Below are 19,650 nucleotides of genomic sequence, written 5' to 3'. Positions count from 1 at the left end.
ATGTTCAGTGAGCGTTTTCTCCAATTATATAATGATGAGCTACGTTATTTTCGCGAGGCCGGCCGCCAGTTCGCCTCTTCGCATCCCCAGGTCGCTCAGCATTTAGGCATGCATATCGACGGCGTGCTGGATCCTTTCGTCGAGCGCCTGTTGGAGGGCTCTGCTTTTCTTTGCACCCGCATCCAGGAAAAGCTGAACAACGAGCAGCCGGAATTCGCCTTGCAAATGCTTTCGCGCCTGGCGCCCTTGTGGTACACGCCGGTTCCCGCGATCGCCACCGTCGCGATTAAGCCCGATCTCTCTTTCCCTCAGTGGCACAGCCAGGTCGATCTGCCGCGCGGGAGCCGCATGACCCTCAACGATATCTCGCTGAACAACAAACCCGCCACCTTCACCACGGCGCGGCATATTAAAGTGCAGCCCGTTGAGATTGCACTGGCGGAATGCGAAATTTTGCCGCCACATCATTTGCCCGACGGCGCTGCCAGGCATATGCAAGACTGTTCGGCCTACGTCAGAATCGGCCTGACCACGCACGGCGTGTTGCCCGTCTCGGAACTGGATCTCGAGCCGCTGCACCTGACGTTGGCGGAAGATACGGTGCGGGCCAATCAGCTGATGGCCGCGCTGCTTAATCGCACCTTGCGCATCGTGCTATGGGCGAAAAACGACGACCGGCCGATCGTCAAAGTCTTGCAACCGAACAGCCTGCGTCTGGGCGGCGTCGGCGATGAAGAGGCGTTGTTGCCCACCGCGGTGGGGGAATTGCCCGGCAACCGGCTGATGCGCGAGTACTTTGCGGCACCGAGCCGCTTCTTCAGCCTCGAGCTGCATGGCGTGCAGGATTTTCTACGTCAATGCGAACGCGTCCATGAGTTCGAAATCTTGTTCGCGCTTGAGCAACGCCCGCTAACGCTGATCGGTCGCGTCAACGCCAGGGATTTTCATCTTTTCGCGACCCCGGTCATCAACCTGTATCGCCGCCATTGCTCACCGGTGCTGCTGACGGGAGAGCGCACGGAGCATCAGCTGGTGGTCGATCGTTTGAACACCTCGCTGTATGAGATTCATAGCGTCAAACAGGTGAAGGGCATGCTGCCGGACGGCAACCCGGTGATTTTCTCTTCGCTGCAGGCCGACGTGCATTACGACTGCGAGCGGGAGCCGGCGGGTTATACGCTGCACCGTCGTCGCGAGCCGTCGCCATCCAAATACAACAACCCGCACCTGCCCAACGAAGATACCTTTATCGCCATCTCGCCGGGCAAAAGCGGCATCGACATCGACGACATCACCTCACTCAGCGTCGAGGCGCTGGTCTGCGAACGGCATCTGGTGCCTGCGCACCTGCAGCAACCGCATTTCCAGCTGGAAACGGCGATGCCGATCCACCAGGTGGAGATCGTCCGCTACCCGAGCAACCCCGTCGCGGTGCCGAACATCAGCCAGGCGTGGCAAGCGATCCAGATGCTGGCCTCCAATCCTTTGCGCCATGCGCGCCCTGACGTGCAGGATTGCTCGGCGCTGTTGCGCGACTGGCTGTCGTTGTTCTGCCATCAGGACGACTCCAGCCAGCGCAAACGCATCGCCAGCATCAAAAATGCCTGGGTGGAGCACCACTTCGAACGCAATCAGGGGCCGGGGCCGCTCGCCTGGATCCGTGGGGCCGAGATCGCCGTCAACTTAAGCGCCAACCATCATGCCGACCACGGCGCCTATCTGTTCGGCAAAATCTTGCACCACGCGCTGAGCCAATACGGCGATTTGAACCAAACGTTGAGCATGAAGCTGTTGCTGGATGGGGAAACCCACGCCGACTGGGGGGCGCTCTACTATGGCTGATATGTCGCTGATGCGCGAAACGGCGCTGTCATTGGAGCAGGCGCCAGCGCCGGGGGCCCAAGGCGAAAGCGTGGGCCAGGCCGAAATTCGCGGGCTGTCCAATCGACAGGATTTCTTTGAGCTGTTGCGGCGCATCGAACGCGCGCAGCCGGATGCGCCGCGGCTCGGCGTCTCCAACGATCGCAGCCGCGAAAGGCTTTGCATCACCCAGCCGGCGGATATGGGCTTCGCCTCGCGTGAAATCGCCTCCATCGTACAACGCCCTACGCAGGTGCTGATTCAGGCGCGGCATTTCGGCATGTTTGCCCCTTACGGCCCGCTGCCGATCCATGTGACCGAGCACGCGCGCACCGAAGTCATCGCCAGGCGCAATCAGGCGTTCCAGCAGTTCGTCGGCATCGTCAGCCAGCGCTTCGCCGTACTGCATTACCGGGCCTGGGCGCAGCTGAAGGCGATGATCGGGCATGACCATGACGATGACAAAAACCCGTTTTTGCATCATTTGCGTCAGACGGTGGGCGTCGACACGACGTTGGCCGTGAACCCGCATATCCAGCGCCTGCGCGAAGCCTACCCCGGCATTTATCTGCCGGGCCGCCGCTCGCTGCGCCAGCTTAACAAGATGCTGGCGGCGTACTTCGCCGTTCCCATCGAAATTACGCCGCGCTACGCCAAATGGATCGACGACGGCAAAAAAAACGGCAGCCAAAAGCTGGGCAAGCTGGGGAGCACGCGCATCGGTAGCCGCTTTTTCGATGCCCAGTACGGCGCGCATATTCAAATCGGGCCGCTGAGGGCCCCGCATTATCAGCAGTATCAGCGCGGCAGCCGGCGGCTGCAGGCGTTGGTGAGTATCTGCCATGACTTCACGAGCCATCAGCTGATGCTGGACGTCAGCCTGCTGATCGCCACGGAGCCGGGCATGGCGGCGCAGCTGGGCGGCAAGTCGCTGAGTAAAGACAGCTGGCTGAAACCTAAGACAGGGACGTTTAGGCAGCTGGTTTATCAATCAACAACTTAATATAAGGAAATTTAAGGTGTATCAACGAGAACGTCTTTTTTCGCGATTGGGCCACTTTGCTTATCAGTCCTTCGTTGAAGCGACCAAGCTGTGCCGGACCTTCAGGCACGAATACGTGGAGCTTGAACACTGGCTGAAAGTTCTGGTGGACAAGGAACGCGGCGACTTGCCGCTGATCCTGGCGCACTACGCCATCAATAGCCAGCGCATCAGCGATGCGTTGGATCGCATTCTGCATACCTTGCCAAACCGCACGAATGCGGTGGTGGATCTGTCGACGCAGCTGGAAACGGTGGTGGAAAGGGGGCTGCTGATGAGCCAGCTCGCCGAAACGCCGTCCGGCGGCGTGCGCACCATCCATATTCTGGTCGGCATTCTGCAGGATCCCACGCTGCAGCGCAGCCTGTACCGGCTGAGCGACGAGTTCAAAAAGCTGCCGATCCCGCAGCTGTTCGACGATTACCCGGCGATTCTGGCGGAGTCCGTCGAGCATGAGGAAGAGGAAGAGGAAGTCTACAGCGTCCACGGCGAGGCGCCGGATGCGTCCGAGACGGTCGAAATACTCGATAAATGGTGCGCGGACCTGACCCGCCAGGCGCGCGACGGTGAAATCGACCCGGTGATTGGCCGCGAAGCGGAGCTGCGCCAGGTGATCGACATTTTGCTGCGCCGTCGGCAGAACAACCCGATTTTGGTGGGTGAAGCCGGGGTCGGCAAAACGGCCGTGGCGGAAGCGCTGGCCTGCAAGATAGCGCAAGGACAGGTGCCGCCGCTGCTGCAGGGCGCCCGGCTGCTGTCTTTGGATCTGGGGCGCATGCAGGCCGGGGCGAGCATGAGAGGGGAGTTCGAATCGCGCCTGAAAGCGCTGATCGACGCCATTGCGCATTCGTCTGTGCCGGTGATCCTATTCTGCGATGAAGCGCATACGCTGGTGGGCGCCGGCGGGCAGGCCGGCACCGGCGACGCCGTCAACCTGTTGAAGCCGATGCTGGCCAGGGGCGCGCTGCGCATGGTGGCGGCGACCACCTGGTCGGAATACAAACAGTTCATCGAGCCGGATGCCGCGCTGACGCGCCGTTTCCAGTACGTGCTGGTTTCAGAGCCGGACGAAGAGAATGCGGTGAACATGATGCGCGCCATCGCCCCGCATTTTGCGCAGCACCACAGCGTCAAGATCCGCGAATCGGCGCTGCAGGCGTCGGTGCATTTGTCGCTGCGCCATCTGCCGTCGCGGCAGCTGCCGGACAAGGCCATCAGCCTGCTGGACACCGCCTGCGCGCGGGTGGCGCTGAGCCAGCATGCGCAGCCTGAAAAAATCGAGTCGCTCGAGGCCGGGCTGGCGGTGAAGCGTACCGAAATGAGCGGCCTGCAGGAAGAAAGCAAATTCGACGATCTGGCGCTCACCCGCATCAGCGAATTGCAGCAGACGCTCAGCGAGATGGAAGGGGAGCTGGATGCGCTGCGTCGGCGACAAGAACAGGAACAGCAGGCGGTCACCACCTTGCTCGATGCGGAGCGGCAGTCGCCGGAGCGTTTGCCGCAGCTGGCCACCGAGTTGGGCGAGCTGCAAGACGGCGGCCTGCCGCTGGTCTATCCGTGGGTGGACGACCGCGTCGTGGCGGAGGTGCTGTCGGATTGGACCGGCATCCCCACCGGCCGCATGCTGCAAAGCGATCTGGACAATGCGCTCAACCTCAACCAGCTGCTGAGTCGCCAGATTTTCGGCCAGCAGACGGCGATCGATGAAATCGCGCAGGCGGTGAGGATCTCCCGCGCCGGCATTCAGGCGCACGATCGGCCGTTGGGCGTTTTCATGCTGTCCGGTCCGAGCGGCGTCGGTAAAACGGAAACCGCGTTCGCCCTGGCGGAGGCGATGTACGGCGGCGCGCATAACCTGATCGTCTTCAATATGAGCGAGTTCCAGGAGTCGCACACCGTCTCCACGCTGAAGGGAGCGCCGCCGGGTTATGTCGGCTATGGCAAGGGCGGCAAATTGACGGAGGCGGTGCGGCGCAAACCCTATTCCATCGTGCTGCTCGACGAATTCGACAAGGCGCATCCCGACATCCATGAGGCGTTTTATCAAGTCTTTGACAAGGGCGTGATGGAAGACGGCGAAGGCCGCATGATCAGCTTCCGCCAGTGCTTTATTTTGATGACCAGCAACATCGGCGCCGGCGAAATAGAAGCGACGCTGGCGGAAACGCCGGAGCTGAAAACCGAGGCGCTGCGCCCGATGCTGCACGACGTCTTGGCGCGCTTTTTCCCGGCGGCGCTGTTGGCGCGCATGAACGTCATTCCTTACGTGCCGCTTTCCACCGAAGCGATAACCCATATCGCCACCAAACAGATTTCACGTTTACAGCAACGTTTGCACAAAGAAGTGGGCGTGTCGCTGGTGCTGGAAGGCGACATCCCAGGCTGGATCGCCAAACGCATCAGCGCTCATCCATCGCGCGGAAGAGCGGTCGAGTCGCTGCTGCAGCAGGCGATCCTGCCGCCTATCAGCAATGAAGTGCTGCAGCGCAAACGGACGGGACAGGAACTGCAGAATATCCAACTCATGGTCGAGAACGATAGCTTAAGTGTTTATTTCGACTGATTTTTAATTTACCGCCGGCCCGCAAACGCGGGGCGGGGTTCGATATCGGATCAGAGAGGTTGTTATGCCTTTAATCGAAATTGATAACCCGGTGTTAGCCGAATTAAATGCGTTTCCACTCAGCTTCACCACCCAAGAAGGGTTGTCGAGCAACTCGCAATATTCGCTCGAATTTGAATGCGAACAGGCGGACGTGGATTATGAATCCTTGCTGGGTGAAGGGGTCCGCATCCAGATAGAAAGGCCGGATTTCGGCTCGCGGCCTTTCTACGCTTACGTGATCGGCGCGTCCGATGCGGGGCAGCATCAGGATAAGTTCGTGTACAAACTGGAGCTGAGCACCTGGCTGTGGTTTTTGATGCAGAACCGCAACAGCCGTATTTTCCAGGATCTGAACGTGCTCGACATCATCGAGCAAATCTTCTCTCGCTATGGCTTTGCCGACTACCGTCTGGATATTCAAGGCACCTATCCGACGCGTGAGTATTGCGTGCAATTTTCCGAAACGGATTTCGCGTTTATCAGCCGCCTGCTGGAAGACGAAGGCATCTGGTATTACTTCGATCACGCCGAGGATAAACACACGCTGGTGATCACCGACCGGCAGGATTTCGACGATCTGGATTTCGGTTACGCCGTGTTGCCGTTCATGCCGGACAGCGAAGAAAACCGCGCCATCCGCGAAGGGATCCAGCGCATCCAGCGTTCCCGCAAAGTGCGTCCGAATGAAATCGTGCTGCGCGACTTCGACTTCCAGAACCCGCGCAAGAACCTGCAAACCAAGGTGGAAGAGAGCCGCCTCGGCCTGCAGAACACGCCGCTGGAGTGGTACGACTACGCTGCGGGCTATGTGGATACCGAACGCGGCGAGAATCTGGCGCGTTTGCGCCTGGAAGAAATGCAAAGCGACGGCCACCTGCTGTTTGGCGAGAGCAACGCCGTCGGGTTGATGGCCGGCAAGGATTTCTCCTTGATTTTGCACCCGGACGCCAACCGCAACCGCCGCTTCAAACTGACCCGCTGCGACTATGTGTTCGTGCAAGATGGCCCCGACAGCAGCAGCGACGGCCGCAACGTGACCTGCCGTTTCAACGCCTTGAACGACGACGTGGCGTTCCGCCCGCTGCGCGAGACGCCCAAGCCGCAGATGCCGGGCATCCAGAGCGCCACCGTGGTCGGCGCGCCCAATTCCGAAGTGCATACCGACAAGTTTGCGCGCATTCGCGTGCACTTCCACTGGGATCGCTACAAAACCACCGAGGAAGACAGCTCGTGCTGGATCCGCGTGGTGCAGGCCTGGGCGGGGAAAGGTTGGGGCGTGATCGCCATGCCGCGCGTTGGCCAGGAAGTGTTGGTGACCTATGTCGACGGCGATCTCGATCGTCCGATGGTCACGGGTATTGTCTACAACGGTGATAACCCGCCGCCTTATCAGTTGCCTGAATACATCAACTACTCGGGGATGGTGTCGCGTTCGCTGCGGCTTGCCGAAGCGCAGCACGCCAGCCAGCTGACCTTCGATGACAACCGTAACAACGAACGCGTCATGCTGCACGCCGAGCGCGATCTGCAAACCACGGTGGAGCGTAACCAGGCCACCGAGGTGGGGATGGACAAGTTCGACATCATTCGCCGCACCTTTACGGACTGGTTCACCAACCACGTCTCTTACAAAGATTACGTTTTCAGCATTACCGGGTTTGACGCGTCGATTAAAGGCGTCAGCGCCTCGATGACCGGCGTCAGCCTTACCGCTACCGGCGTCAGCACCTCGTTTACCGGCGTCAGCACCTCGTTCACCGGCGTGAGCACCTCGTTTACCGGCGTGAGCACCTCGTTCACCGGGTTGAGTACCTCGTTTACCGGGCAAAGCACCAGCTGCACCGGCGTCTCGAACTCGATGACCGGCGAAAGCAACTCCTTTACCAGCATCAGCAACAGCATGACCGGCGAAAGCAACAGCTACACCACGGTCAGCACCAGCCAGACCGGCAGCAGCACCAGCTTTACCGGCGTAAGCGTGAGCACCACCGGCTCATCGACCAGCACCACCGGCTGCAGTATCAGCACCACCGGTTCGTCGACCAGCACCACCGGTTGCAGCATCAGCACCACCGGCAGCAGCGTGAGCACCACCGGCAGCAGCGTCGGCACTACCGGCAGCAGCGTCAGCAGCACCGGCAGCAGCGTCAGCAATACCGGCAGCAGCACCAGCACGACGGGGGTGTCCATCAGCTACACCGGCGCCTCACTGTCCGAGACCGGCGTCGATTTGAAAAAAGTCGGGATGCAAAGCAAAAACTAACGAGGCGCGGCAATGAGAATCATACGGCCACAGCAATTGGTGGCGATTAAAGGAAGTTACCAGATCGGTACAGACAGCCGGCTCGGCATCAGCGCCGTGGCCGGATGCTACCTGTCCCGACCGGAACACTTCGTGAACGAAGCCGAAATCTGGGAGGCGTGGAAGCGCGCGCCGCTCAGCCTGCCGGTGCTGGATGTGGCCGAGCCGAAGCCGTTCGCCGAATACCTGATCGCCGGCCATGCCGGCGTCGGTCAGCCGGTAAAAACGCTGGACGTCAGCGCCGACATCGGCGGGCTTAAGCGCCGTTGGCGGGTCGAGGGCGAGGGCCGACGCGGCGCGATGGGGGCGGAACCTTTCCTCAGCGTGCCGCTGGATCACACCTCGGCCTGGGGCGGGAAAGACAACAAGGAGAATCCGCTGGGGCGCGGCTGTAATGATGGGCTGCGACCGCTGCTGATGACCTTGTCCGCCGAGGGCTCCGCACAGGAGCGCTCCCCGCTGGCGGCGCCGGCGCCGGTGCCGCACGAGTTTTTGCTGCGTAAGGCGCACATCGACAAGGTGGCGGGCCAGATCGCGAGCAAAGCGTATCTGGAAACGGCTTTCCCCGGGCTGCCGGCCGATATCGATCGACGCTACTACCAGATGGCGCCGCCGGCGCAGTGGCTGCCGGAAGCGGCGTGGCCGGATAGGGTGCCCTTCGAACTGCAGGGCGTCGGCGCGCAGAGCCAGGCGATTCGCGGCGAGCTGCCGGCGGTGCGCGGGCGGGCATTCATCCGCCGCCACGATAGCGAAGGCCTCGAGGAAATCGAACTGCAGCGCAAAACGCTGTGGTTCCTGCCCGACAGCGACATCGCGCTGATTATTTTCACCGGCGATGCGCCGTTGACGCATCTGCTGGATGAGTCCATCGAGTCCCTGATGCTGGCGTTGGATCGCTGCGATGCGCCGCGCTCGTTCGATTATTTTCGGCAGGTGCACCATAAACGCAGCGACGACGACGCTTCCCCCTTTGAGTTTCTGTTCGACCCGGATCTGATGCCGGCGGAGATGGGCCTGAACGTCATCCAGGCGGTGTCGGATCACCCCAGCGATTTGCGCTATGACCCGTCGCCGACCTCGTTGGGCGACTCCGCCGTGTTCTATCAACGCATCCGCGAGGCGATTGCCTTGCACCAGCAACAGACGACGGCGGAGCCTGCTGCCGTGACGTTGCCCGATTTGCCGGATCTGCCCGCCGAAGACGGCAATGACGCGTTTTTTCCCGCTAGCGCGACCGTGGAAGGGAAGACGTTCAGCGGATTGCGCAGCCCTGCGCTGTCAGACCAGCATTTTCTGCAATGCCGCTTTGAGCGCTGCGATTTTTCCCAAGCGATCCTGGAGAACTGCACCTTCGAAAACTGCGTTTTTGATGCGGTTGACCTGACGCAGGCGGCGCTGCGCCGGATCCGCATGGTGTCGTGCACCCTGCAAAAGCCACTGATGGCGGAAAGCGTATGGCAGGAGGCGGTTCTCGAAAAAGTGACGCTGGAAGAGCCGCAGGGGCAAGGCATGCGCGCCGAGGGCGTGAAGCTGGATTACTGCGTCTTTGAGCGGGGGGATTTCACGGCGATGCGCTTTGAACGCGGGGCGATCGGCAACGGCATGTTCAACGGCTCGACGCTGATTCGCGCGCAATTGCTGCAAGGGGAACTGGATGCCTGCGTGTTCAACCGCTGTCTGGCCGAAGGCGCGGTGGTGTTGGATATGACGTTAACCAAAAACTCGTTCCTCGGCGGCAATTGGCGCGGCGTGCGCTTCGAGCGTTGCCGTGTCGAGAGCATGACGGCGGGGATGCAGGTGAATTTTTCGCACGGCGTGTTCAGCGATTGCTGCTTCACCAAAGTGGGGCTGAAAGCGGCGCGTATGGAGAGGTGCCAACTGCTGTACAGCGTTTTCACCGAATGCAATTTCGACGAGGCCGATTTGACGGCTTGCACGGTAGCCGGCTGCGACATGGCCGGCGTGCGGTTCAAAGACAGCGTGCTGACGCACGCTCGCTGGCAAAACAGCAGCGCCCAGCAAGGCCTGTTTTATAACGCCGATTTGCGCGACGCGGGATTTGACCAGTGCAACCTGGCGGCGGCGAATCTGGCGATGAGCTGGCAGGACGCCGGTACCCGTTTCAGCGGGTGTTTGCTTGAACGGGCGTGCTGGGTGCCGCGCAGAATTATTCAGGGGGACTATGCGCATGAAAACTGAGAGCCGCGTGATTCAGCAGGCCCTGCCTGACACGGAGGTGATTGAGCTGGAGGTCGCTCAGGCGGTGGCGCAGACGCCGCCCATGCCGCGCACCTTCAAAAAGCGGCGCTTCCACAATCGCGAGCTGAAAGGGTTGACGCTGAGCGACTGTTTTTTCATCGACTGCCATTTCGAACGCGTCACGTTTGAAGGGTGCGATTTGCGAGCGGTGCGCTTTGAGGGCTGCACCCTGAACCAGGTCAACGTGGTCGGCGGCAGCTTGATGCGCCTGGCGTTCAACGAATGCCGGTTTGACAACCTGACGTTGCAGCAGGGGCTGCTGTGCAATGTGGCGTGCAACGACACCACGCTGCAGGGGGGCTACGTCGGCGATTGTCTGCTGGATGACTGCAGTTTGATCCGGTGCGAGGTCAACGGGGCGGAAGTTGAACGCAGCAGCCTGGGGCATCTGGCCGTGCAGGCCAGCACCCTGACCAACCTGATGTTTCACCAGGACGTGATACAGGACGCCAACTGGTATGCCTGCCAACTCACGCAGTGCCTGTGGCAGGCGTCAACCCTCGAGCGCCACATCATGGGGGGCTGTCAGTTGGAGAAGTGCAGCTGGCAAACGATCGCCGGACAGGCGCGCATCTGGTTCACCTGCCGCCTGTCGGGCTGCAATTTGGCGCAGCTGCAGCTACAGGGCGCCAGTTTTCACCGCAGCGAGCTGGAGGGGTGTTCGTTCGCCGACAGCGATCTGACCTCGGCGATCTTCGCCGAAGCGCAGGCGCTGCGCTGCGATTTCGAACGCGCGACGCTGACCCTGGTGCAGGGGCAGAAGGCCCGGTTCAGCGAATGCGCGATGAACGGCGCCCACTGGGGGCGCGCCATGCTGGCGCAGGCGGAGTTCAGGGCGTGCGATCTGGCGTTGGCCAACCTTGAACAGGCCGAGCTGCGGGAGGCGAACCTGATCGAACAGCCGTTGACCGCCGCCCAGCAACAGAGCGCCCGCCTGCATGGGGCGCAGCGTCATCGCGCCGAAAACGTGCCGCTTACCGCCGATCCGTTCTTGAATGCGATCGACGCCTGGTATGCGCATCAACAACCGGGACCGCGGCAACCGTCGTATCAACGGCCAACAGGAGTAAGCAGATATGTATAAGTCCAGAAGAGAGCATCAGAAGGTCTATGCCAACGCCAAGGTGACGCCTTTGCAGTTGGTGCGCAGCGCTCCGCTTGCCGAACAAGGGGGGCGCAAGGTGGTGACGCTGGCGGCCGACGCCAATGGCGGCCTGTATGTCGACGGCATGCGCGCCCATTGTCTGGCAGTCGCCACCAGCTGCCTGGTTCAGCCGCTGGCGGGCGATCGCGTTTGCGTCATCGTCGACGGAGACAAATTGGTCATTACCGAGATCCTGTCGCGGCAACAGGCGCACGCCGTCATGACGCTGGACAGCCGCAGCGCCAACTTGCGCATCGTGGCGCCGGAGATCGAACTGCAGGGCGGCAAGCGGCTGACGTTGCGCAGCCCGCACTTCACGCTGCTGACGCGCAGCAGCCGCTGGGTGGCCGAAACGCTGCACCAAATCTCTCAACGCCTGTTTGTGCGCAGCAAGCACGCAAGCCGACGGGTGGAGGAAACCGACGAGGTACTGGCGAAGCACATTATTCAGGATGCCCGGCAATCTCTCGTCATCAACAGTGAAATTGGTTCCCTGAAGTCTTCGGCGGTGCTGAAGATCGACGGCGGCCAGATACATATGGGGTAAGTCATCATGACCGCAGCCAACAACAACACGGCCGGGATCAGCTTCGCCGGCTGTGACCCGATGATCCCGGCGCCGGGCCCGAATACCGCGCCTAACAATACCGGCATACCGAACGTGCCTAACTATTTCCTTTGCGGCGGCAATGAACAGAACCTCGGCAGCATTCGCGCGGCCACCGTCGATTCGGGCGGGGTGATCGGCGCCGCCTCGGGGACGCATTCGGCGCAGATGCAGCCGATGCAGGGGTCGGGGAAGTATTTCACCGGCGGCATGCCGGTCACGCGGTTAGGTGATTCCAGCACGACGAACAACAACAACATGGTCGCCACTCAGGTCGCGCCGAGCCAGACCAAATGTTTCGTTAATGCATAGGAGTTCAGCATGGTGAAAACGCTCCGGGGGATCGCAGCAGGGGGACTGTTGGCGGTGGGGATGCTCGGCGGGTGCAGCTGGTTCTCTCACGATGAGGCTGCGGATGCGGGGCGTCGGTTGCGGTTTATCGACGTCGAGGTGACCGCCAACGACAACGTGAACCCGAATGCCGCCGGGGAAGCGCAGCCGGTCAAGGTGTGCGTGATAGAAACCAATCGCTCGGGGTGGATGCCTGAGGGGATTGGCGATGGCGCCCCTTGCCGCGAGACGGCGCCGTCGGAAGGGGCGCTGAGCCGGCACCAGAGCATTTTGCAACCGAGGGAGACGTTGCGTTATCGCTTTGAGGTGCCGGCGGGGCAAGAGCGATGGGTCGTCGTCGGGGCGGAGTTTCAGCAAATCAGCGGCGTGTTGCCGCTCGCCGAGCAAAAGTCCCCTGCACAGGCTGATTCGCAAATGAAGGTGATGGTGGGGATGACGTCACTCAGCATAGTGACTAACGACAAAATGGATGAATGACATGTTACCTAAACAACGCGTCGCCTGGGTAGAAGGCATGTTGATGGAACCGCAGCACTTCCAGCAGCAGGAACGTTTTTTCGAGCACTTGATTGAAGCGCGCTTGCGCAGCGTCGAAACCTTCACCTGGGGGTTCCTGACGCTGGAGATCGACAATGGGCTATTGGAACAGGGCAAGTTTGCGCTGAAGAAAGCCAAGGGCGTTTTCCCCGACGGCACGGCGTTCAGCATGCCTGAGGATATTCCGCTGCCGCCGCCGCTGATGCTGGGAGAAGGCTGCCAGGGGAAAGTGGTGTGCCTGTCCGTGCTGATGGACATCGCCGGCAATGCCCAGATCGATCTTATCCAGGATGCGCGGAAAAGCAGCCGTTTTCGCACCATGGACGCCGAGGTGCCGGATCGCAACCACGGCGTCAGCCTGGAAGGGACCCCGCGCGTGTGCACGATGCAGCTGGGGAGCCTGGTGACGCGGCTAAGCCTGGAGGATGCGGTCAGCAGCGCGGAAAGCGTGCTGCCGGTCGGTTTCGTGCGCGAGCTCACCAGCGATCGTCGGGTGCTGCTGGATGAGCGCGCCTTGCCGCCGATGCTGGATTTCCGCGCCATCGGCTGGCTGCCCGCGTTCACCACCGAGTTGCTTGGGCTGATCAGCCAACGTCTGGAGTCGGTGTTCCGCCCGGACGTGCACATGACGATCGGCGGGCTGTCCGAGCTGCTGGAGTTGCTGCTGCTGCAAACCCTGAGCGAATTCAATTTACGCATCAGCCAACTGTTGGCCAGCCCGCAGGTGCATCCTGAAACCCTGTTCGACACGCTGCTGAGCCTGTTGGGGCGGCTCAGCATCATTCCCGGTGGCGAGCGGCTCTGGGACCGGGCCGACTTGGTGTATCTGCACGATGAACCGCACAACTGCTATTTCCAGCTGTTCGCCTCGATTCGCCGCGCGCTGTCACTGGTGATCGAAGCGCCGGCGGTGGCGCTGCCGTTTATCGATCGCGGCGACAGCATCTACCTGTGCCCGAACGACTCGCAGCTGCGGCTGGAAAAACTGGTGTTTGCCGTCAGCTGCGGTTTATCCATCGAGCATCTGCGCTCGTATTTCCCCGCGCAGGTCAAACTGGGGCCGGTCGAGAAAATCATTCAGCTGATCGATCTTCAATTACCGGGCGCTCGCTTGTTGCCTATGGCTTCGCCGCCGCGGCACATACCGTATTACCCGAACAGCATCTATTTCGAGGTTGATCATGCCGACCCGATTTACAAGGAAATGATGGGCGGCTCGGCGATGGCGCTCAGCATCGTGGGTGATTTCCCGGACCTGCGTTTTGACGTCTGGGGATTAAGGCAAGGGAGGGTGGGATGAACGAATTCGAGAGAAAAATACGCGAGGCGATGGCGGTAACGCGCAACAACGCGAACCCGCGTCTCCCCACGTCCGGCTCGGTGGGCAAAACGACGGCGGAAATCGCCGCGCTGTCCTTCGGCGCGCGGGCGTTGGCCGCCAAGCTGCGGCCGGGCAGCGCCGGGGTGGCGGCGCCCACTGAACCCAAACCTTATGAAGCGGAAAGCGCCGCGCCGGAAAACGTCGAACCCGCGCCTGGCGACCGCCCGGCAGATGCGGCGTCGACCTCGAGCGGGTTGTTTGGCCGCGCCGCGCTGAGCAAGCCCGGCGTGATGATGGGCCACTGGGACAACCCGCTGATCGCCGCCGCCATTCCGGTATTGCTGCAGGTGGAGCGGGTGCGCGATCAGAAGCAGCTGAACCCGGCGGCGGTACGTGCGCAGATCGTGCGCGAGATCCAACAATTCCAACAGACGTTGCTGGCGGATCACATTGCGCCGGGCGATGTGGACAAGCTGGCCTATCTGCTGTGTTCCTATGTGGACGAGTGCTGCATGAGCACGCTGGAGTCCGGCGAACTGAACCTCAGCCTGCTGGTGGAGTTTTATCGCGATGCCTGGGGCGGGGAAAAATGCTTCGAGCACCTGCAAGACTATCTGGCCGCCTCGCCGCGCAACAAGGAGATCCTGGCGTTTTACGATCTGATCCTGTCGCTGGGGTTTGAGGGGCAGTTCCACGTGATGGAGCGCGGCGCGGTGCTGTTGGCCGACGTGCGCAATCGTCTCGACGGTTATCTGTACAGCCAAAATCCGACGCAGACGCTGGCCGATGCCGAACCGAGCAACGTGGTGCGCAAGCCAGGCCGCATCACGCCGCTCAAACTGCTGTGCTACGGCCTGGCGATAGCGCTGCTGGCGTATGCCTCGGCCGCCTGGTATCTGCATGACCAGTCCCGCGCGCTGCGCAATGCCATTCTGGCCTGGACGCCGCCGCAGCCGCGCAAAATCAACATCATGGAGACGCTGCCGCAGCCGTTGCCGCAAATCCTCAGCGAGGGCTGGTTGGAAGTACGCGCCGATCCGCGCGGCTGGCTGCTGATCTTCACCTCCGACGGCGCTTTCGCCACCGGGCAGTCGAAGCTGTCGGAAGAGTTTAAAAAGAAACGCAACATTGAGCGTTTGGGGGAAGCGCTGGCGCCGTGGCCGGGCGATCTGGAGGTGATCGGGCATACCGACAACAAACCGTATCGCAACACCTCCAGCAATTCCAACCTGAAACTCTCGGAAGCCCGCGCGCAGACGGTGGCCGACAAGCTGCGCGAATCGTTGGCCAACAGTAAATACAACCGCACCGTGACGTCGGTCGGTAAGGGCGATCAGGAGCCGCTGGACGACAATGCGACGGAAGAAGGGCGCCGCCGCAACCGCCGGGTGGACATCCTTTGGAAAATCGGCGAGAGGGAGATGGCTTCACCGTCTGCCACGTTGAATCAGGCAGGGGTAGCCGCCGAGGTCCCCGAGGATAACTAAGACATCCGTCGGCGTAGAGATAATAAGGAAATTATATGATACGTAGATCATTCATATTGGTGATTGCCTTGCTGCTGTGTGCGGTGGTGTGGTGGATTGGGCCGTTGATCGCCATCGGTACCTACCGCCCGCTGCTGTCGGTCTGGGTCAGAGGCATCATCATCGCCCTGATCCTGTGCTGGGCGCTGTGGCCGTTCGTGGCGACGTTTTTGTCCTGGGTGTTCCGCCACGCGCGGGCACCGGCCCCGGCTAAAAGAAAAACCGCCCAGCGAGATCGCGTGACTTCGCGTTTTCACGACGCCTTGCGCACCTTGCAATACGTCGGCACGTCGAAGCAGCGTACCCCCTGGCAGCGCTTCAAGTACCGCCTGACGCGTCGTTACATCAGCGAAAAACCCTGGTTTCTGGTCATCGGGCCGCCGGGCAGCGGCAAAACCTCGCTGATCGGCGAAAGCGGCGAACGTTTCTTGCTGGCCGAACACTACGGCCTGCAGCAGACGGTGGATATCGGGCCAACCCAGGATTGCAACTGGTGGCTGGCGGAGAATTCGGTGTATGTGGACACCTCCGGTGAATGGCTGCAGCTGAACGGCCTCGGCGAAGAAGGCGCCAGGGCGCGCGATACCCTGTTCAAACTGATCCGGCGCCATCGCCGCCATCCGGGTATCGACGGCATCATGCTGTGTCTGGATGCACGCTGGCTGCTGCACGCTTCGCTGACGGAAAGAAAGTCGGTCGCCGACGCGCTGCGCGTGCGTCTGCTGGAAATGGCCTCATGGTTCCGCAGCGAGCTGCCGGTCTATCTCACCATCAGCCACCTCGATCAGCTGGTCGGCGGCGAGACCTTCCTGTCCATGCTGGGCGACGACCTGTTGCAAAAAGGGATGGGGTTCAGCCTGAACCGGGCCGAACAGGGAGAAACCCCGTTCGAGCAGTATGAGGCCCTCTACCGGGAGATGGTGGCGCGCGTCAGCCATCATGTGCTCGAACTGCTGCACGATGCGCCGGACGGGCAAAACCGCCAACAGTTGCTGTTCTTCACCGAGTCGCTGGGATCGCTGGGCAACCCGCTGTATTCCCTCTTAGAGCAGATCTTCCCGCAAACGCCGGTGGGCTACGCCTGCCATTTGCAGCAGGTATGGCTGGGCAGCACCACCGCCTTGCCGCCGCAGGGCGCGATTTATAACGCGGAAGCGGCGGATATCTACGAAGCTCGCCCCACCGGGCGTATTTATCACCCTGAGCTGAATTACGCCAGACAGGAACGCGGGGTGCTGCAGCAGTCCTCTCACGCCAGGCCGCTCGGCAGCCGCATGAGCTCCCTGGGCCGCTATGTGCTGGTGCTCATTCTGCTGGCGGTCTCTTTTAACCTGCTGGCGATGCGTTACCTGTGGGAGAGCGATTACATCTCCTACATTGCGGCGCGCTTTGACGAAACGAAGCGCATCGTGCGCGAAATACCGGTCACTAACCGCGTCAGCGACGACGTCATTTCCGCGTACGAACAGCTGGGCTACATGAACGCGCAGCTGGGCGGCGAGGTTTCGCCGGTGCCGAATCCCTATTTCGAGCACAAGCTGATCAACAGCGCGGCGCAAAAGACCTATCAGCGCCATTTGCTGCAGATCTTCTGGCCGGCGGTGGAAAACTATATCGCGGACGAACTCAAGAATGACGTTTCGGCGTCCAACAAGGACGTCTACGGCACGCTGAAAGTGTATCTGATGATGGGCGAGCCCTCGCACCGCTCCGCCGAGGCGCTGGTCGACTGGTTCATGACGCGCTGGGATAGCTTCATGCCGCAAGGCTACACCGATATGAACAAAGGCATTTTCGCTTACCACCTGCGGGAAATGTTCTCTCTGCCGAATGCGCCGGTCATGAAAATGAACGGTGACTTGCTGCGCCTGGCGCGGGTGAAAGCGATGAATATTCCGATGCAGGTTAGGGTGGTGCGCCGCATCGAAGAGAAACCGCTGCCGGCGGCGATCAACGATATTTCGCTGGCCGATGCCGCAGGGCCGAACGTGTCATTGATGCTGCGCCGCAAGAGCCAGGCGACGGTCACCGATACCGCCGTGCCGGGGTTCTATACCCGCGCCAGCTATCGCGATGTTTTCCTGGCACAGCTCGATGACGCCGCCAAAGACATGATCGAAGAAGAGTCCTGGGTGCTGCGCGACAGCGCGGAAGGGAAAAACGCGGTGAATTCGTTGGCCTCGGCGCAGAAGCTGGCCGACGAGGCGAGAAAGCTTTACCTCATCGAGTATGCCGATAAATGGGATGCCTTTATGCGCGACGTGCGCGCCCGGCCGGTCAACGGGCTGGAGGATGCGGCGATATTGGCGCGCCAGCTGTCCGATCCTTCTTCTCCGCTGGCCAACCTGGTGCGTTTCGCCGCGCGTGAAACCAGCATGACCGGCACCAACCAGGGCGATGCGGCGAGCTGGTTCGATCGCCAGCGCAATCGTATTGAACAGCAACGGCGTGACATCCTCGGCGAGATTTCCGGCGAGCGCGCGCGTTTTCGTCTCACGCCGGAACGCGCGGTGGAAGACCGTTTTGAGCTGCTTCGCCGCCTGGGGTATCAGCTGTTGCAGACCACCAACGCCAGCAACGATCCGCTGAGCCGCAGTTTCGAAGCGCTGTACAGCCAGCTGACCACGCTCTCCACCTCATTGCGCGGTGGCCAGGTGGTGCCCGCCGGCGGCACGCTGAAGCGGCTGCAGCTGGATGCGGCGCGTCAGCCGGAACCGGTGCGCAGCGTCATGATGGATCTGTTGCAGGTCGGAGACAGCCAAACGATCCAGCAGAGCCAGAAGAACCTGAGCAAAGGGGCTTCGTCGCTGGCTTCCGGATTATGCAAAGGCAGCATCAGCGGACGCTATCCGTTCTCGCGCAACGCCAGAGCGGAGGTCGGCATCGAGGACTTCTCGCGCATGTTTGGGCAGAACGGCGCCATGCAGCAGTTCTTCGATGAAAACCTGGCCGCTTACGTGGATGTCAATGCGCAGAAATGGAATGCCAAACCGGGGTCTGAAGGGATCGTCAATGCGAGCACGCTGGGCGCGTTTGAGAATGCCCGCTTGATTCGCGACACCTTCTTCACCGCTGGCGACAAACTCTCGTTTTCCATGTTCATCAGGCCGCTGTCCCTGACGCCGACCATCACGGAAGCGACCCTGGACATCGATGGGCAGGTGATTAACTACAGCCATGGTTTTAGTCAGCCCACGCGTATCGATTGGCCCGGCCCGAAAGGCGGCAGCTATGTTCGGCTGACCTTCCGCACCGGCACCGGCCAGATCCAGGTCGCCAGTTTCGACGGGCCTTGGGCCTTATTCCGGATGTTCGATGCCAGCAATCCCGTGCCGCTTTCCAGCGACAGGCGAGAGCTGACGATGTCGATGTCGTCGGTGGTGGGCGTACTCAAACTGGAATTGCGCTCGACGATGAAAGATTTCCCACTTTGGTCACGGGCGTTGCGAGGATTCTCATGCCCGAAAGCGATGTAAACACAACCGTAAAGAGGTGATAAACATGTTAGATCCAGCCAAAATTTTAGAAACCATGAAGGCCGGCGGCAATTTGGGCACCAACTCCCAATCGTCGCTGAGCCAGCCGTTTATGCAAGGCGTCAGCAATATTCAAATGTCGGGGCCGGATGCGGCCAAGTCGGTCATGAGTAACGTGACAAAATCTTGCGATGATATGTTCGGCAATATGAAGGGCATTTTTAATGGGCTGCAGTCGAATGTGAACGCACACCAAAAAATGCAAACGGGCGAACAGCCGAAAGATTTTAATGTTTCTATGGACGATCTTCGCCCGGCGATTGCGAAAGGGTTCCCGCATGAAATGGCGGACTTCTTTTCCAAAGTGCCGAAACTGTAATCTGCGACTCGGTGGGTAATTTACCGGGGGGCCGAAATGCCCCCTGGTATTCACAAGGAGAAGTGAGATGATCAACGAATGGATGTTAAAAAATGCCAATAAACGCATGGGCTTTTTTATTGTGGTGATCCCCAGCCTGTTTTTTTGGATGATGGTTTTTCTGACCTTTTATCTTTTTTGATTCTTTGAGGTAAAAAAAAGCACCCGCTAAGGTGCTTAAAGTGAAACGAATTAAAAAAAT

General features: G+C 60.7%; 13 protein-coding genes. All 13 read left to right on the top strand.

Annotation, left to right across the window (positions count from 1 at the left end):
• The 13 genes from tssF to FUU19_RS15770 all read left to right on the top strand — a co-directional run bounded on the left by tssF (position 1) and on the right by FUU19_RS15770 (position 19,409).
• Entirely contained in the window at positions 1-1,842 is a 1,842-nt protein-coding gene (tssF, locus tag FUU19_RS15830) for a type VI secretion system baseplate subunit TssF (protein WP_197833480.1), read from the top strand.
• Positions 1,835-2,863 (top strand): type VI secretion system baseplate subunit TssG, encoded by a 1,029-nt coding sequence (gene tssG / locus FUU19_RS15825; protein WP_230490768.1) that lies wholly within the window; start codon positions 1,835-1,837, stop codon positions 2,861-2,863. Before tssF ends, tssG begins: the two co-directional genes overlap by 8 nt.
• Positions 2,864-2,879: 16 nt before the next feature.
• Positions 2,880-5,465: a type VI secretion system ATPase TssH gene (gene tssH, locus FUU19_RS15820; RefSeq protein ID WP_141967916.1), complete on the top strand. Its 2,586-nt coding sequence runs from the start codon at positions 2,880-2,882 to the stop codon at positions 5,463-5,465.
• 64 nt (positions 5,466-5,529) lie between these two features.
• Positions 5,530-7,770, top strand: a complete 2,241-nt coding sequence (vgrG, locus tag FUU19_RS15815) for a type VI secretion system tip protein VgrG (RefSeq protein WP_230507202.1) — start codon at positions 5,530-5,532, stop codon at positions 7,768-7,770.
• 12 nt (positions 7,771-7,782) lie between these two features.
• Positions 7,783-10,008 carry a DUF2169 family type VI secretion system accessory protein gene (locus FUU19_RS15810; protein WP_230490770.1) on the top strand — a complete coding sequence of 742 codons (2,226 nt, stop codon included), beginning with the start codon at positions 7,783-7,785 and terminating at the stop codon, positions 10,006-10,008.
• The gene (locus FUU19_RS15805; protein WP_230490771.1) at positions 9,998-11,152 is read left to right on the top strand and encodes a pentapeptide repeat-containing protein; all 1,155 of its coding nucleotides are present in this window, start codon (positions 9,998-10,000) and stop codon (positions 11,150-11,152) included. The genes FUU19_RS15810 and FUU19_RS15805 overlap by 11 nt, the downstream gene beginning before the upstream one ends.
• The gene (locus FUU19_RS15800) at positions 11,145-11,759 is read left to right on the top strand and encodes a DUF3540 domain-containing protein (RefSeq protein ID WP_141967920.1); all 615 of its coding nucleotides are present in this window, start codon (positions 11,145-11,147) and stop codon (positions 11,757-11,759) included. Before FUU19_RS15805 ends, FUU19_RS15800 begins: the two co-directional genes overlap by 8 nt.
• A 6-nt stretch (positions 11,760-11,765) precedes the next feature.
• Positions 11,766-12,131: a PAAR-like domain-containing protein gene (locus FUU19_RS15795; protein ID WP_141967922.1), complete on the top strand. Its 366-nt coding sequence runs from the start codon at positions 11,766-11,768 to the stop codon at positions 12,129-12,131.
• Between the two features lie 9 nt (positions 12,132-12,140).
• A complete protein-coding gene (locus FUU19_RS15790; RefSeq protein ID WP_230490772.1) occupies positions 12,141-12,647 on the top strand; it encodes a type VI secretion lipoprotein TssJ in 507 nt (168 codons plus the stop codon).
• A gap of 1 nt (position 12,648) precedes the next feature.
• Positions 12,649-14,007 carry a type VI secretion system baseplate subunit TssK gene (tssK, locus tag FUU19_RS15785; protein ID WP_230490773.1) on the top strand — a complete coding sequence of 453 codons (1,359 nt, stop codon included), beginning with the start codon at positions 12,649-12,651 and terminating at the stop codon, positions 14,005-14,007.
• Positions 14,004-15,515, top strand: coding sequence for a type IVB secretion system protein IcmH/DotU (gene icmH / locus FUU19_RS15780; protein WP_230507200.1), 1,512 nt, complete (start codon positions 14,004-14,006; stop codon positions 15,513-15,515). The genes tssK and icmH overlap by 4 nt, the downstream gene beginning before the upstream one ends.
• A 35-nt stretch (positions 15,516-15,550) precedes the next feature.
• Positions 15,551-19,030, top strand: coding sequence for a type VI secretion system membrane subunit TssM (gene tssM, locus FUU19_RS15775; RefSeq protein ID WP_141967930.1), 3,480 nt, complete (start codon positions 15,551-15,553; stop codon positions 19,028-19,030).
• 25 nt (positions 19,031-19,055) lie between these two features.
• The gene (locus FUU19_RS15770) at positions 19,056-19,409 is read left to right on the top strand and encodes a DUF6277 family protein (RefSeq protein WP_004935323.1); all 354 of its coding nucleotides are present in this window, start codon (positions 19,056-19,058) and stop codon (positions 19,407-19,409) included.
• The last annotated feature ends 241 nt before the right edge of the window (positions 19,410-19,650 follow it).

It is taken from the genome of Serratia montpellierensis, from assembly GCF_020858655.1.
GTDB lineage: Bacteria > Pseudomonadota > Gammaproteobacteria > Enterobacterales > Enterobacteriaceae > Serratia > Serratia montpellierensis.
This window is presented reverse-complemented; position numbering and strand designations above follow the sequence as displayed.